At 63.1% G+C, this 15,567-nt stretch carries 15 protein-coding genes; 5 read left to right on the forward strand and 10 right to left on the reverse strand.

Annotation, left to right across the window (positions count from 1 at the left end):
* The first annotated feature begins 20 nt into the window (after positions 1-20).
* From FJ940_RS00500 to msrB, 5 genes are all read left to right on the forward strand, one after another.
* Positions 21-884, forward strand: coding sequence for a LysR family transcriptional regulator (locus tag FJ940_RS00500; protein WP_140566807.1), 864 nt, complete (start codon positions 21-23; stop codon positions 882-884).
* A 65-nt stretch (positions 885-949) separates the two neighbouring features.
* Positions 950-1,396, forward strand: a complete 447-nt coding sequence (locus FJ940_RS00505; protein WP_140525030.1) for a GNAT family N-acetyltransferase — start codon at positions 950-952, stop codon at positions 1,394-1,396.
* Positions 1,397-1,403: 7 nt separating this feature from the next.
* A complete protein-coding gene (locus FJ940_RS00510; protein ID WP_140654822.1) occupies positions 1,404-2,594 on the forward strand; it encodes a VWA domain-containing protein in 1,191 nt (396 codons plus the stop codon).
* A 24-nt stretch (positions 2,595-2,618) separates the two neighbouring features.
* Positions 2,619-3,416, forward strand: a complete 798-nt coding sequence (locus FJ940_RS00515; RefSeq protein WP_140493101.1) for an MBL fold metallo-hydrolase — start codon at positions 2,619-2,621, stop codon at positions 3,414-3,416.
* Between the two features lie 113 nt (positions 3,417-3,529).
* Positions 3,530-3,934: a peptide-methionine (R)-S-oxide reductase MsrB gene (gene msrB / locus FJ940_RS00520; RefSeq protein ID WP_140493098.1), complete on the forward strand. Its 405-nt coding sequence runs from the start codon at positions 3,530-3,532 to the stop codon at positions 3,932-3,934.
* Positions 3,935-3,997: 63 nt separating this feature from the next.
* On the opposite strand, the gene FJ940_RS00525 is transcribed toward msrB, so the two are convergent.
* From FJ940_RS00525 to FJ940_RS00570, 10 genes are all read right to left on the reverse strand, one after another.
* The gene (locus tag FJ940_RS00525; RefSeq protein WP_246670971.1) at positions 3,998-4,309 is read right to left on the reverse strand and encodes a hypothetical protein; all 312 of its coding nucleotides are present in this window, start codon (positions 4,307-4,309) and stop codon (positions 3,998-4,000) included.
* 7 nt (positions 4,310-4,316) lie between these two features.
* Entirely contained in the window at positions 4,317-4,757 is a 441-nt protein-coding gene (locus FJ940_RS00530) for a hypothetical protein (protein WP_140493092.1), read from the reverse strand.
* A 32-nt stretch (positions 4,758-4,789) separates the two neighbouring features.
* A complete protein-coding gene (locus tag FJ940_RS00535) occupies positions 4,790-5,050 on the reverse strand; it encodes a DUF2312 domain-containing protein (protein ID WP_140493089.1) in 261 nt (86 codons plus the stop codon).
* Positions 5,051-5,217: 167 nt separating this feature from the next.
* Positions 5,218-8,676: a pyruvate carboxylase gene (pyc, locus tag FJ940_RS00540; protein ID WP_140493086.1), complete on the reverse strand. Its 3,459-nt coding sequence runs from the start codon at positions 8,674-8,676 to the stop codon at positions 5,218-5,220.
* Between the two features lie 274 nt (positions 8,677-8,950).
* Positions 8,951-10,069 carry a branched-chain amino acid ABC transporter substrate-binding protein gene (locus tag FJ940_RS00545; RefSeq protein ID WP_140493083.1) on the reverse strand — a complete coding sequence of 373 codons (1,119 nt, stop codon included), beginning with the start codon at positions 10,067-10,069 and terminating at the stop codon, positions 8,951-8,953.
* A 137-nt stretch (positions 10,070-10,206) separates the two neighbouring features.
* Positions 10,207-10,554, reverse strand: coding sequence for a DUF6867 family protein (locus FJ940_RS00550; protein ID WP_140493080.1), 348 nt, complete (start codon positions 10,552-10,554; stop codon positions 10,207-10,209).
* Between the two features lie 17 nt (positions 10,555-10,571).
* Entirely contained in the window at positions 10,572-11,300 is a 729-nt protein-coding gene (locus FJ940_RS00555) for an ABC transporter ATP-binding protein (RefSeq protein WP_140493077.1), read from the reverse strand.
* Entirely contained in the window at positions 11,300-12,802 is a 1,503-nt protein-coding gene (locus FJ940_RS00560; protein WP_140493073.1) for an ATP-binding cassette domain-containing protein, read from the reverse strand. Before FJ940_RS00560 ends, FJ940_RS00555 begins: the two co-directional genes overlap by 1 nt.
* Positions 12,802-14,400: a high-affinity branched-chain amino acid ABC transporter permease LivM gene (livM, locus tag FJ940_RS00565; protein WP_140654827.1), complete on the reverse strand. Its 1,599-nt coding sequence runs from the start codon at positions 14,398-14,400 to the stop codon at positions 12,802-12,804. The genes FJ940_RS00560 and livM overlap by 1 nt, the downstream gene beginning before the upstream one ends.
* Positions 14,401-14,404: 4 nt before the next feature.
* On the reverse strand, positions 14,405-15,307 hold the full coding sequence (locus FJ940_RS00570; protein WP_140493067.1) for a branched-chain amino acid ABC transporter permease LivH: 903 nt from the start codon (positions 15,305-15,307) through the stop codon (positions 14,405-14,407).
* Positions 15,308-15,567: the final 260 nt, after the last annotated feature.

The following is a 15,567-nucleotide window of genomic DNA, read 5'->3' on the forward strand; positions in this document are numbered from 1 at the left end:
ACAAAATGGAATGATTAGAGATGACCAGTCTTGACGTCGATGCCGTGCGGACCTTCGTCATGGTGGCCGACCTGCAGAGCTTCACGCGTGCGGCTGCCGCGCTGGGCAGCACCCAGGCGACGATCAGCGTTAAGCTGCGTCGGCTGGAAGAGAAGCTCGGCGCGCGTCTGATCGAACGAACGCCGCGCCGCGTGGCCCTCTCGGCAAGGGGAGCGGCTTTTCTCCCGGCGGCGCGTGAATTCCTTGCCGCCCACGAACGAGCCGTTACGGAATTTTCCGACGCGCCGTGTCGGCTTGCTCTCGGCTTTGTCGATCACGTCGCCGGGCCTGAGCTGTCCATATTGATAGCCCAGTTGCATGCCCATGATCCGTCGCTCGCGCTCAACATCAGGATCGATACGAGCTCCATGCTGGAGGAGGCTTTCGATCGCGGTGAGCTCGATGCGGTGATTGTCCATCAGGAAGACGACAGCCGCCGCGGCGAAGCCTTGTCGCGCACTCAATATGGCTGGTTCGCCGCCCCGGCCTTCGAATGGCGGCCGGGAACGCCATTGCGCCTGGCGCTGCTAAGCACCGTATGCAATTGCCCTGACCGCGTGAGAGCTGTCGAGACGCTGGATAAGGCAGGCATTGCCTGGAACGAGGCTTTCGTGGGCGGCGGCGGCGCAGCCGTCAATATCGCGGTGTCGGCCGGCTTCGCCGTCGCTGCGCTCGCCTACCGTGTCGCGCCGCCCGGCCTGGTCGAGGTGGGCCGCAAACTCGGCCTGCCGCCAATTCCCCCTTCCGAGATCGTTTTGCATTCGCACAGCTTGGCGCCAAGGGCACGAGAGGCGCTGCACATGCTCGCGACCGCTTTTCGCGAGTATAATTTGCCGGCGGGATAGGCAAGGGTGTTCCTGATCCCGATTCTGTTGGTATGGATTGAGTTCCAGACCTCAGAGGGAACGAAATGGCCGAGATCACTATCCGCCCGCTCGCAGAATCCGACCACGCCGACTGGCGCAGGCTTTGGACCGCTTACCTTGCTTTCTACGAGACGAAACTGCCGCAAGAGGTCTACGAGGTCACCTGGAAGCGCCTGTTCACGCAAGGCGAGTTCGAACCTAAGGGCTTTATCGCCGTCCTCGACGGCAAGGCTGTCGGCCTCACCCATTACCTGTACCATCGCTCTTGCTGGTCCGAGAAAAACAACTGCTACTTGCAAGATCTGTTCGCCGACCCCGAAGTGCGCGGCAAGGGGATTGGCGCTGCGCTGATCGAAGCCGTGAAGCAGGAAGCCGGCAAGATCGGCGTCAGGAATGTCTACTGGATGACGCACGAAACCAACGCCACGGCGCGCAAGCTCTATGACCATGTCGCGCGCCGCACCGGCTTCATCGAGTACGACCTCTTATAGACAGAAAATGTTCATCCCTTTCTTCCTCGAACTGAAGGCTGCACGCGTTCCCGTCTCTTTGCGGGAATACCTGTTGCTGCTGGAGGGGTTGGAAGCCGGGCTGGTCGACTATGACGTCGAAGGTTTTTACTACCTCGCTCGCGCCGCGCTGGTGAAGGACGAACGCCATATCGACCGCTTCGACCAGGTGTTCGCGCATGTCTTCAAGGGTGTTGAGGCGCTCAGCGGTCCGAATGCCGTCAACGTCGCTGATATCCCCGAGGAATGGCTGCGCCGGCTGGCCGAAAAGCACCTGACCGAGGAAGAGAAAAAGCTGGTCGCGGCGCTCGGCGGTTTCGAGAAGCTGATGGAGACGCTGAAGCAGCGGCTCGAGGAGCAGAAAGGCCGCCACCAAGGCGGCTCGAAATGGATCGGCACCGGCGGCACCTCGCCTTTCGGCGCCTATGGCTACAATCCCGAAGGCGTGCGCATCGGCCAGCATGAGAGCCGCAACCGCCGGGCCGTGAAGGTCTGGGACAGGCGCGAGTTCAGGAATTTCGACGACGCCGTCGAGCTCGGCACCCGCAACATCAAGATCGCGCTCAAGCGGCTGCGCCGCTGGGTGCGTGAAGGCGCCGAGGAGGAGTTCGACCTGCCCGGCACCATCCACGCCACCGCCGAGCACGGTTATCTCGACGTCAAGACGCGGCCAGAGCGGCGCAACGCGGTGAAGCTTTTGATGTTCTTCGATGTCGGCGGCTCGATGGACGACCACATTAGAAGCGTCGAGGAATTGTTCTCGGCCGCCCGCGCCGAATTCCGCCAGCTCGAATATTTTTATTTCCACAACTGCCTCTACGAGGGTGTGTGGAAGGACAATCGCCGTCGCCATGCCGAGACGATCCCGACCTTCGATCTCCTCCACAAATATGGGCCTGACTACAAGGTGATCGTGGTCGGCGATGCCTCGATGAGCCCTTACGAGATCGCGCATCCCGGTGGCTCGGTCGAGCACTGGAACCCGGAGGCGGGCGCCGTCTGGCTCGGCCGTCTGCTGCGGCAGTGGCCGAACGCGGTATGGGTGAACCCCGAGAGCCAGAAGAACTGGGGTTTCACCCATTCGATTGCTATGATCCGCGACATGTTCGGCGGCCGCATGTTTCCGCTGACGCTGGCCGGGCTGGAAGGCGCAACGAGGCAATTGTCGCGCAAGCACTAAGCCGGGACAATGACGGGAGGTTCCATGACCTGTTTCCTCTGCCTGCAATGCGGTGTCCAGTTCGCGCAGAGCGAAGCGCCCCCACAGCACTGTCCGATCTGCGAGGACGAGCGGCAATATGTGCGCTGGGAAGGCCAGGCCTGGACCACACCGGAAGAGCTCGCGGCCGGGCATCGGCTTGTGATGAAGGGCGATGCCGGCGTTCTCGCCTTCGGCATCGAGCCGCGCTTCGCCATCGGTCAGCGGGCGCTGCTGACGCAGACGCCGCACGGCAACGTTCTGTGGGACTGCATCTCGATGGTGACCGACGAGGCGGTGGCCGAGATCAATCGCCGCGGCGGCCTTGCCGGGATCGCCATCTCGCACTGCCACTACTATTCGGTGATGGTCGAATGGAGCGAGGCGTTTGGCGGCGTGCCGATCTATCTCCATGACGACGACCGGCAGTGGATCATGCGGCCGCACCCGTCGATCGTCAGCTGGCAAGGCGAGACACTGGACCTGAACCCGGCGTTGACGCTCATCCGCTGCGGCGGCCACTTTGCCGGCGGCCAGGTGCTGCACTGGAAGCGCGAAGGCGGCAATGCTCTCCTGGCCGGCGATATCTTGCAGGTGACGCCGACCCGCCGCCACGTCAGCTTCATGTACAGCTATCCCAACTACATCCCGCTCAATGCGGCCGCCGTGCGCCGCATCGCGGCCGCGCTGGAGCCTTTCACATTCGATGACATCTACGGCGCGTGGTGGAACCAGAACATTATCGGTGGCGCGAAACAGGCGCTGGCGGCCTCCGTTGCGCGCTATCTCACGGCGATCGCGTGAGGAGCGCAGGCGGCACGCTCGAAAATGCGGGCAAATCTCGTAACAAACGCCTATCTTGTTGCGAATAGACATTGCGATCAACAACGAGCCGTCAAGGCCGAGGAGTTTTCTGCATGGACACCCACGCCTATCCCGTCACCCGCACCGACGCCGAATGGCGCGCCCGGCTGACGCCTGAGCAATATGCCGTCATGCGCAACCATGGCACCGAACGCCCGGGCAGCTGTGCGCTGCTTCACGAAAAGCGCGCCGGCACCTTCTTTTGCGTCGGCTGCGACCAGCCGCTGTTCGAATCCAAGCTGAAGTTCGAGAGCGGCACCGGCTGGCCGAGCTTCAACGACCCCGTTCCCGGTTCCATCGAGACCACGACCGACCGCAGCTACGGCATGGTCCGCACGGAATGCCATTGCGCTCGCTGCGGCAGCCATCTCGGCCACGTCTTCGAGGACGGCCCGCCGCCGACCGGGCTGCGCTACTGCATCAACGGTGTGGCGCTGAGATTCGAGCCGGCGGCCTGAGCGCGGCCTCGCCAACGCTTCCTGCGAAGGGCGGCCTCGGCCGCCCTTTTTCGTGCAGCATTGTCAGACGACGACTGTTGCGATCAGCCAGAGCGCCGAACCCAGCATAGCAAGGGAGGCCTTGGCGCCACCGGTTCGCTCCGCCGTCCGCCAGACGGCCGAAGTCAGGAAGATGTTGTAGGGCACCGGCGCGCAATGCACCGCCAGCACAAGACCGAGCGGCATCTTCAATCCCAGCAGAATGAGCGCCGCCACGGACGATGCAACGTTGATCGCCGTGCCGACGAGCACCATATCGCGCCAGAACAGCCGGTCGAGCCGCACCTGGCCGAGCCAGCGTGAGCGAAAGAAGGATCTGGCGACTCCCGGCAACACCGGATACCTATCCCTGCCCCAGAACATCGATGACGGCGCGCTCGAAACGCGAGCATTCGGTCACCAGCCAGTCGGTCATGGCCGGCCAATTGTCCTCGGCAAAGCAGTTGACCCGCCACTGTGAATTGATGCCGAGGTTTTGTGCGCTCTGCTCCGGCCTGAGCTTCAGCCGTTCCTCGATCGCCGGCTGAAACGGCTTGAGGCGCACCCAGACGTCGGTTGCGCCAAGCTTCTCGTTACGGCCGAAGAAGACGCCGACCACATTCTCGCTGGGCGCCACATACATGGAGAGCACCAGCGCGAATTCCGGCAGCCCGCGCTGCCAGAACCAGGGCCCTCGCCTCGCCAGCCGGGTTCTTTCTTCCGGGTGACGCTCGGCAAACAGCGTCCAGAAGCCGCGTTGGCGGAACTCCGAGGCCCTTCGGCCACCGAAGTCGAACTCACTCATCGCCGACCCCGGACGTCACGAGATGCCTCGCCTTACACCATGCCGAGGGCGGCCTTGTAGAGGTCCAGGATGGACTCCTCCTCCTGGCGCTCGGCCTGGTCCTTCTTGCGCAGCCGGATGATCGCGCGCATCGCCTTGGTGTCGAAGCCGGTGCCCTTGGCCTCGGCGAACACTTCCTTGATGTCGTCGGAAATGGTCTTCTTTTCCTCCTCGAGCCGCTCGATGCGCTCGATGAAGGCACGCAACTGGCCGGCGGCAACAGTCTGGCTGGTCTCTGTGATATCGTCGGCCATGTTTTTCTCCAAAAAAATCGGTGCTTCGCCGCGACTCGGGGGAACCGTGCCGCCGCAAATTTCTGCGGTTCGATGCCCGACCAGGGACCGCGGGTCAAGCGGTTATCGAACAGGCCGTCAGGGCTGCCGACAGAAGCCGACAGTCTGTGCCTCTCTCTTGCGAGCTCTCAATTGAAGGCGATCAGCAGGTCCTTGGCATCGATCTGGTCGCCGGCCTTGACCAGCACCTCGGCGACCGTGCCGTCACGCTCGGCATGCAGCGCCGTTTCCATCTTCATCGCTTCGATGGAGAGCAGCACGTCGCCGGCCTTGACGGCCTGGCCGGCGGCCACCGCGAGCGCCGAGACGACGCCCGGCATCGGCGCTCCGACATGCGCCTCGTTGCCGGGTTCGGCCTTGCGCCTTGCCTTGGCGGCGGACGCGCCATGCGCCCGGTCGGGCACCTTGACGCGGCGCGGCTGGCCGTTGAGTTCGAAGAACACGGTGACCATGCCCTTGTCGTCCACGTCGCCGATCGCTTGGCAGCGCACGACCAGCGTCTTGCCCTTCTCGATGTCCACGAACACCTCGTCTTCGGGCTTCATGCCGTAGAAATAGGTCGGCGTCGGCAGCACGCTGACGGGACCGTAGGTTTCCTGCGCGGCCGCGAAGTCCGAGAAGACCTTCGGATACATCAGCCAGGAAGCGAACTCGTATTCGCTGAGCTTGCGCTCGAGCTTCCGTTCGATCTCCTTGCGGCTGGCCTTGAGGTCTGCCGGCTTCAGCAGCGAGCCCGGCCGCGCCGTGATCGGCCTGTCGCCCTTCAGCACTTTCTTCTGCAGCGCCTGCGGCCAGCCGCCAGGCGACTGGCCGAGATCGCCGCGCAGCATCGAGACGACCGAGTCCGGGAAGGCGATGTCCCTCGCCGGGTTCTCGACGTCGGCGACGGTGAGATCCTGGCTGACCATCATCAGCGCCATGTCGCCGACCACCTTGGACGACGGGGTCACCTTGACGATGTCGCCGAACATCAGATTGACGTCGTGATAGGTCTGCGCCACCTCGTGCCAGCGCGTCTCCAGCCCAAGCGAACGCGCCTGTTCCTTGAGGTTCGTGAACTGTCCGCCCGGCATCTCGTGCAGGTAAACTTCGGACGCCGGCCCCTTGAGGTCGCTTTCGAAGGCGGCATACTGGTTGCGCACCGCTTCCCAATAGAAGGAGATCCTCCGGATCCATTGCGGGTCGAGCCCGGGATCGCGCTCGGTGCCCTTCAGCGCCTCGACGATAGAGCCGAGGCAGGGCTGCGAGGTGTTGCCGGAGAACGCATCCATCGCCGCGTCGATGGCGTCGACGCCGCTCTCTACCGCCGCCAGAACCGTTGCCGCTGAGAGCCCCGATGTATCGTGTGTGTGGAAATGGATGGGCAGGTCTGTCGCTTCGCGCAGCGCCTTGAACAGCACGCGCGCGGCGCTCGGCTTCAACAGCCCGGCCATGTCCTTGACCGCTATGATATGGGCGCCGGCCGCCTCGAGCTCTTTCGCCAGCCCGACATAATATTTCAGGTCGTACTTCGCCCGCGTGGGATCGAGAATATCGCCGGTGTAGCAGATCGCGGCCTCGATCAGCTTGCCCTCGGCGCCGACCGCGTCCATGGCGACGCGCATGTTCTCGACCCAGTTCAGGCAGTCGAACACCCGGAACAGGTCGATGCCGCCTGATGCCGCCTGTTTGACGAAATGCTGCACGACATTGTCGGGATAGTTGGTGTAGCCGACGCCGTTGGCGCCCCGCAGAAGCATCTGCAGCAGGAGGTTGGGCGCCGCCTCGCGTACCAGCGAGAGCCGCTCCCAGGGATCCTCGGTGAGAAAGCGCATGGCGACGTCGAAAGTGGCGCCGCCCCAGCATTCAAGCGAAAGCAACTGCGGCAGGGCACGCGCATAGGTGCCCGCTATGCCGGCGATGTCGTGCGTGCGCACACGCGTCGCCAGCAGGGATTGATGGCCGTCGCGCATCGTCGTGTCGGTGACCAGCACCTCTTTTTGCGTGCGCATCCAGGCGGCGAATTTTTCCGGACCGAGCACGTCAAGCTTCTGCTTGCTGCCGCCGGGCACATTGCCGTTGAGGTAGGGCACCACGGGTGCGGCGGCATCGGCTTTCGGCTGCGGCCGGCCGCGCGTCTCGGGATGGCCGTTGACGCTGACGTCGGCAAGATAGTTGAGCAGCTTCGTGGCGCGGTCCTGGCGCTTGACCTGCTCGAACAGCTCCGGCGTCGTGTCGATGAACTTGGTCGTGTAGGAATTGTCGGCGAAGTTCGGGTGATTGATGATCGCTTCGAGGAAAGTCAGGTTTGTGGCCACGCCGCGGATGCGGAATTCGCGCAGCGCCCGGTTCATGCGTGCGATGGTCTCGGCCGGCGTCGGCGCCCATGCGGTCACCTTTTCCAGCAACGGGTCATAGAAGCGGGTAATGACCGCGCCCGAATAGGCGGTGCCGCCATCGAGGCGGATACCGAAGCCGGTGGCGCCGCGATAGGCAGTGATGCGGCCATAGTCCGGGATGAAATTGTGCTCGGGATCCTCGGTGGTGATGCGGCACTGCAGCGCGTGGCCGTTCAGCCTGATGTCCTTTTGTGCCGGAACGCCCGATTCCGGCGTGCCGATGGCGAAGCCGTCGAGAATGTGGATCTGCGCCTTGACGATGTCGATGCCCGTCACCTGTTCGGTGACGGTGTGCTCGACCTGGATGCGCGGATTGACCTCGATGAAATAGAACTTGCCGGTGTCGGCGTCCTGCAGGAACTCGACCGTGCCGGCGCCGATATAGCTGGTTTCGCGCGCGATCTTCAGCGCATGGCCGCACAGCTCCTGGCGCAGCTCCTCGCTGAGATAGGGCGCGGGCGCCCGCTCGACGACCTTCTGGTTGCGGCGCTGGATCGAGCAGTCGCGCTCGAACAGATGCACCGCATTGCCACTGGTATCGCCCAGGATCTGCACTTCGACATGGCGGGCGCGCTCGATCAGCTTTTCGAGATAGACCTCGTCCTTGCCGAAGGCGGCTTTCGCCTCGCGCTTGCCCTCGGTGACCTCGCGGGCGAGATCGGCCTCGGCACGGATGGCGCGCATGCCGCGGCCGCCGCCGCCCCACGAAGCCTTCAGCATCAGGGGATAGCCGATCTCCGTGGCAAGTTTCTTGACCGCCTCCATGTCGTCCGGCAACGGATCGGTGGCGGGAATGACAGGCACGCCGACCTCGATGGCCAGATTGCGCGCCGCGACCTTGTTGCCAAGCCGGCGCATCGTCTCCGGCTTGGGTCCGATGAAGGTGATCCCGGCTTCGGCGCAGGCCTCGGCGAATTCGGGGCTTTCCGAAAGCAGCCCGTAACCGGGGTGGATCGCATCGGCGCCCGACAACCTGGCGACGCGGATCACCTCCTCGATCGAGAGATAGCTTTCGATCGGCCCCATGTCCTTGGCGAGATGGGGTCCGCGCCCGACCTGGTAGCTCTCGTCGGCCTTGAAGCGGTGCAGCGAATATTTGTCCTCCTCGGCCCAGATCGCCACCGTTTTGAGGCCGAGTTCATTGGCCGCGCGAAACACGCGGATGGCGATTTCGGACCGGTTGGCGACGAGGATCTTCGTGATGGCCAAGGACTGGGCTCCAGCAGCGGAAGGGAAGAGCAAGCAGCGCCATGATTAGCGTGAAAATGCTGCAGTGCAAACAAAATTTGACGCACGTTTAAACCGATTTAAACCCGAGTCTTCGCCTTGAGCGTGGCCCCAAACGGCTGAACATCAGCGGAAAGCCGCCGCTGTCCTCAAAACGAGGATCTTTGCCAGACAATAAACGCGCGATCGCTGCTTCCGCAAAAGAAAATGCCCGGCGCGAGGCGCCGGGCAGTCCGTGAAGTCAATGCGGACAGGCTTACATCTTCTGGACGTAGGTGTACTTGCCGTCGTCGCCCTTCTTCCACTCGTACATGACGTAGCCGGGCAGCGTCGGGTCGCCCTTGGCGTCGTAGGAGAGGTCGCCGAGCACGGTCTTGAACGGACCCTTTTCATGCAGCGCCTTGGCAACTTCCTGCGGGTCGTTGGACTTGGCAGAGGTGGCTGCCTCGGCGATCGCCTGCATGGCTGCGTAGGCGTAGAGCGTATAGGCCTCCGGCTCGAAGCCCTGCGCGCGGAACTTCTCGACCAGTTCCTTGTTGGCCGGAATCAGGCGCGGGTCCGGACCGAACGTGTTGAGCGTGCCCGCGACCGCGTCGCCAGCGATCGAGGCCAGTTCGTTCGACACGATGCCGTCGCCGGAAACCAGCGTCGCCTTGAGGCCCTGGTCGGCCGCCTGGCGGATGATCAGGCCGGCTTCAGTGTGCAGGCCGCCCCAGTAGATGATGGAGACGCCGGCTTCCTTCATCTTGGCGATCAGCGCCGAGAAGTCCTTGTCGCCGACATTGACGCCTTCATACATGACTTCCTTCACGCCCTTGGCGTTCATAGCCTTCTTGGTCTCGTCGGCAAGGCCCTGGCCGTAGGTGGTCTTGTCGTGCACGACGGCGATCTTGGCGTCCTTGAAATTGGCCGCCAGATAACCGCCGGCGATGCCGCCCTGCTGGTCATCGCGTCCGCAGGTGCGGAACACGTTCCACAGGCCGCGCTCGGTGAACTGGGGGTTGGTCGCGGCAGGCGTGATCTCGACGATGCCGTTTTCCGCGTAGACTTCCGACGCCGGAATGGAGACGCCCGAGTTGAAGTGGCCGACCACGAACTTGACGCCGTCGCCGACGAACTTGTTGGCGACCGAGATGCCTTGCTTCGGATCGGAGACGTCGTCGCCGACTTCGAGCTTGATCTGCTCCCCGTTGATGCCGCCCGCCGCATTGATGTCGGCGACCGCCTGCTCCGCGCCCTTCTGCAACTGTGCGCCGAAGGCGGCATTCGGACCCGTGATCGGGCCAGCAACGCCGACCATTAGATCAGCCCACGCATTGCCGCTGAACGCGATCAGCGCGGTCAGGGCGACGGCGGACAAAAGTGATTTTTTCATTTAAACGCTCCCATTAACGGAGTGGGCGTGGATGAAGCTTTCATGCGATGCCCACCCTTATCGCAGAAAGCATAGTTTGCCGATTTTCAGGCACTTGTCACGCCGATTCATCCCCGAAACGGCGTTAATGATGAACGTCAACCTTTCGGTTTCCAGCTCAAGATTGAAGCTCTTTCGTAGAGCCAATTATACTGTGTCACCATCTGGTTGGTTCGTGTGTATTGATAGCCGACGAAGCCGAGGATCATCAGTACGATGGTGTCGACGACATAGTAATGCAGCGAGAACATCGTGCCGTTGAACAGCGCATGATGGATGAAGCGGATGCCGATGCCGAGACCCAGCAGATAGGCGAACAGCTGGACGAAGCTGCGCCAGGTCTGGGCACTGGCCTTGCCGGTCATCCATGCCGCCCAGCCGCCGAGCAGGCAGGTGACGAAGAAGAACTGCCAGATGGACGGTTCCTCGTAGAGAATGCCTTGCATGGTAAGTTCTCCTGAACTCAGTGATGGCCGCCTTCGAGATAGGCGGCGCGCACTTCCGGGTTGGCGAGCAGTTCCTTGCCGGTGCCGCTCATGGTCACATTGCCGTTGACCATGACATAGCCGCGCGTCGCCAGCTTCAGCGCGCCGAAGGCGTTCTGCTCGACCAAGAACACGGTCAGCCCCTGCGTGCGGTTCAGCTCGCGAATGGCATCGAAGATCTGTTTGACGATCAGCGGCGCAAGACCGAGCGACGGCTCGTCGAGCAGAAGCAGCTTCGGCCGCGCCATCAGCGCGCGCCCGATCGACAGCATCTGCTGCTCGCCGCCCGACAGCGTGCCGCCGCGCTGGGCGATGCGCTCCTTCAGGCGCGGGAACAGTGCGAACACCTTCTCGACGTCCTCGTCATAGTGCTTGAGGTTGTCGAGGCTGGCGCCCATCTGCAGATTTTCCATCACCGTCATGCGCGGGAAGATGCGCCGGCCTTCCGGCGACTGGGCAATGCGCAAGCGCGCGATCTCGTGCGTCGGCAATTGGGTGATGTCGGCGCCGGCGAAGGTGATGGTGCCCGCGCGGGCGCGCGGCGCTCCAAAAATGGTCATCATCAGCGTCGATTTGCCGGCGCCGTTGGCGCCGATCAGCGCCACGATCTCGCCCTCGTTGACGGTGACGTCGACGCCGTTCAGCGCACGGATGTTGCCGTAATAGGTCTGCACGCCCTTGATATCGAGCAGCGTCTTCCCGGCCATCACTTGCCCCCTCCGCGCTTGGCCCGAACGGGCTTGCCCGCTCCTGTCGCGGGCTTTGCTGCCTGCTTACCGGAAGCATGGCTCGTCGCCACCTTGCCGGCGTCGACGCGGCGCGAGAATTCCGTGTCCTTGCCCTGGCTAAGCAGCCTGGCCTGCTTGACCCATTCTTCGCGGGCGATGCGTCCGTCAAAGGCGAGATACGCTTCGACGGCCTCGACATCGGCCTTCTTCCAGGCGCCGATCTGGTCGAAGTGGAAGATGCCGTGTTCGTTGAGCTTCTTCTCGTTGACCGCGCCGATCCCCTTGATGCGGGTGAGATTGTCGGCTTTGCCGCCGCGGGGCGCCGTGAGGCGGTTCGAGATGCCCGCGGCCTTCGCGGCCGGCGTCTTGGCCCCTGTCTTGACACTCGCCTTGGTGGCCGGCTTCGCCGCCGGCTTGGTCCGCGAAGCAGGTGCTGGCGCGACAGCCTTGGCCGCAACGCTCGCCGCCCGCGCATCGACCTGCGCCGCCTTCGAGGCGCCCTTCGACACCGTGATGCGCTCGCCTTCGCTGTGGCCGACCGTGTCGCTCACCGGGCCGGCGAGATAGGACGACGATGTTCCCGGACCATGCGCGGCATCGGGACCGGTATCGAGTTGCTCGATGACGTCCTCGTCGCCGACTTCGGTCAGCACGGTCTCGACCTCCTCGTCGTCGACGCCGAGATAGGCGGCGATGACGCGCGGATCGGTGCGCACCGACTGCGGATTGCCGTCGGAGATCTTGCGGCCGTATTCCAGAACCACGACGTGATCGGAGATCTGCATGACCACCGACATGTCGTGCTCGATCAGCAGGATCGAGGTGCCGGTGTTATTCTTGATGTCCATCAGCAGGTCGTTGAGCGCGGCCGATTCCTTTGGATTGAGACCGGCGGCGGGCTCGTCGAGGCACAGAAGCTCGGGGCCGGTGCACATGGCGCGCGCGATCTCGAGGCGCCGCTGCGCGCCATAGGGCAGGTCGCCGGCCGGATCGTCGGCGCGGTCGACCAGATCGGCTTTCTCAAGCCAGTGCTTGGCAAGTTCGACGGATTCGGCCGAGGCCTTGCGGTAACCGCTGAAGCCGAACAGGCCGAGCACCGTATAGCCCGAAGCCTTCATCAGCTTGTTGTGCTGGGCAACGAGCAGGTTCTCGAGCACCGTCATGCCCGAGAACAGGCGGATGTTCTGGAAGGTGCGCGCCACCTTGGCGCGCGCCGGGATCTCATGGTTGGGCAGCCGTTCGAGCAAGTAGATCGAGCCGTCCTGCCGGGTGAGAGTGATCATGCCTTCCGACGGCTTGTAGAAGCCGGTGATGCAGTTGAACACGGTGGTCTTGCCGGCGCCGTTGGGCCCGATCAGCGCGGTGATCTCGCCGCGCCTGGCGGTGAAGGACAGGTCGCCGATCGCGACCAGGCCGCCGAACTTCATCGACAGGTGTTCGACGTTCAGGATGGCGTCGTTCATGGAGGGGTTCGCGTTCATCAGCCGTGCCCCTCCTTGGTGAAGGAACTGGAGACAGCCCTTCGCACCTTGAGGAAGGCGGTCGGCTCACGGCTGCCGACGAAGCCGCGCGGCTTCCACAGCATGACGATCACCATGGCCATGCCGAACAGCAGCATACGGTAGAGTTCCGGCGTGAAGTCGGGTCCGAAGACCTGCTTGAGGAAGTCGAGTTCGCGCAGCACCTCGGTGCCGCCGATCATGACCAGAGCCGCGACGGCAATGCCGACCAGTGATCCCATGCCGCCAAGCACGACGATGGCCAGGATGATGGCCGATTCCAGGAAGACGAAGGATTCGGGGCTGACGAAGCCTTGCCGGGCGGCGAAGAACGAGCCGGCAAAACCGCCGAACATGGCACCGGTGGCAAAGGCGGTCAGCTTGGTGGTCGTGGTGTTGATGCCGAGCGAGCGGCAGGCGATCTCGTCCTCGCGCAAGGCTTCCCAGGCGCGGCCGACCGGCATGCGCCTCAGCCTGACCGTGACGAAGGCGGTGAGCAGCGCCAGCCCCAGGATGAGGTAATAGAGGAAGATCTTGTAATAGGCGCTCGATGTGGCGATGTTCAGCACCTTGCCGATGTAGTTCGGATCCGAGACGTTGAAGCTCATCAGGCCGAAGAAGGTGACCTTCGGGATGCCGGAAATGCCGGCCGAGCCATTGGTCACCTCGCGCCAGTTGATGATCACCAGCCGGATGATCTCGCCGAAGGCAAGCGTCACGATGGCCAGGTAGTCGCCGCGCAGGCGCAGCACCGGAAAGCCGAGCAGCACGCCCCAGAAGGCGGCCATGGCGCCTGCGGCCGGCAGGAGGATCCAGAAGGAGAGGCCGTAATGCGTGCCGAGCAGCGCATAGGCATAGGCGCCGACGGCATAGAAGGCGACATAGCCGAGGTCGAGCAGGCCGGCCAGGCCGACGACGATGTTCAGCCCCCAGGCCAGCATGACATAGATCAGGATCTGGATGCCGAAATTATCGACCCATTTCAGCGACCCTTGCAGCCCGCCGACGAGCGACCACGACATCAGCGACAGCATGCCCACGACAATGATCGGATAGAGCACCAGTGCGGCGATGCCGAGTTTTGTGAAGTTGGCATGGATGAAGCCGCGGAAATAGTAGATCACGCAAGCCAGCGCGTAGATGAGCGCAAGGGCGCGCAGGAATTGCAGATAGCCGGCCGGCTCCGCCCCTACCCAGCCGGCGAGAGACCTGCTGAAGACGAACAGCAGCGCCGCGACGATGACGGCCACGATGAAGGCTGGAAAGAGGAAGAAGCGCGACGCCACGCTGGCCGGCAGCAAGCCGGTGGCGACGTCGGCGATCTTCTGGTTGGCCAAAAAGGGCTGGCCGTAGGCGACATAGAGGAAGCGGCCGACGGCCGTGGCGATGACCACTGCGGCGAGCAGGCCCCAGCGCTGCACCAGGATCAGCTCGTTTGAGATGTTCTGGTCGGTCTTGAGCCCGATGAACAGCACGAACAGGCCGAGCGCGATGGCACCGGCATAGAAGGCCTCGCGCAAGGCGCGCTGCATGGGCGTGGCTGCGACGGTGTCGCGCTCGGGAGATACGGTGACGGCCATGATCTCAGACCTTTTCGACTTCTGGCCGGCCGAGAATGCCGGAAGGCAGGAAGATCAGCACGATGGCCAGGATCGAGAAGGCGGCGACATCCTTGTAGTCGATCGAGAAATAGGCCGACCACATGCTCTCGATGAAGCCGATCAAAAGGCCGCCCAGCACCGCGCCCGGCAACGAACCGATGCCGCCCAGCACCGCTGCGGTGAATGCCTTCACGCCGGGCACGAAGCCGTCCGAGAAGGCGATGACGCCGTAATACATCAGGAACAGCGTGCCGGCGACGGCGGCAAGTGCCGCGCCCATGATGAAGGTGATCGAGATGGTGCGGTCGACATCGATGCCGAGCAGCGCCGCCATCTTGCGGTCCTGCTCGCAGGCGCGCTGCGCCCGGCCAAGCGAGGTCTTGTTGACCAGGTACCAGAACAACACCAAGAGCAACGCGGTGACGACGACGATGATGATCTGCTTCAGCGACACGCTGATGCCTTCGATGTTGTAGACCTTCGACACCATCGGCGGGATCGGCTTGTTGCGCGGGCCTTGCGTCACCTGCACGAAATTGGACAGCGCGATCGACATGCCGATGGCGGTGATCAGCGGCGCCAGCCGGAACGAGCCGCGCAGCGGCCGGTAGGCCACCTTCTCGATCGTCCAGTTGTAGAGGCTGGTCAGCAGCATCGCCACGATCATCATCACCAACAGCGCGATGACCACGGGAACCGAATAGAACAGGGCACCCAGGATGAGGAAAACGATCAGCGCCGTGAAAGCGCCCACCATGAAGATATCGCCATGAGCAAAGTTGATCATGCCGATAATGCCGTAGACCATCGTGTAGCCGATCGCGATCAGCCCATAGATCGATCCCAGCGTCAGCCCATTGATAAGCTGCTGGACAAAATACTGCATGTGTACATGGCTCCCCTGGAATGTCGCCCATGCAGACGCATTCCTTTTCGTATTTCCCCTAGTCGTAAAGTTTCGAGACGGGATTGCAACGTCATTTTTTGATCGTCATGCGTGTTTCCGACTGCACGCCGTTCGATTGCCCGTTTTTTCGCATCCGCCCCCTGGACTATCGCGGACCCTATCATTGGCATAACGCAATGTCTTTGACGATTAAGCGTCATCATGCGCTCTATTTCGAAGAAATCGCCGTCAAAATAAGT

Source organism: Mesorhizobium sp. B2-3-7, assembly GCF_006442695.1.
Taxonomy (GTDB): domain Bacteria; phylum Pseudomonadota; class Alphaproteobacteria; order Rhizobiales; family Rhizobiaceae; genus Mesorhizobium.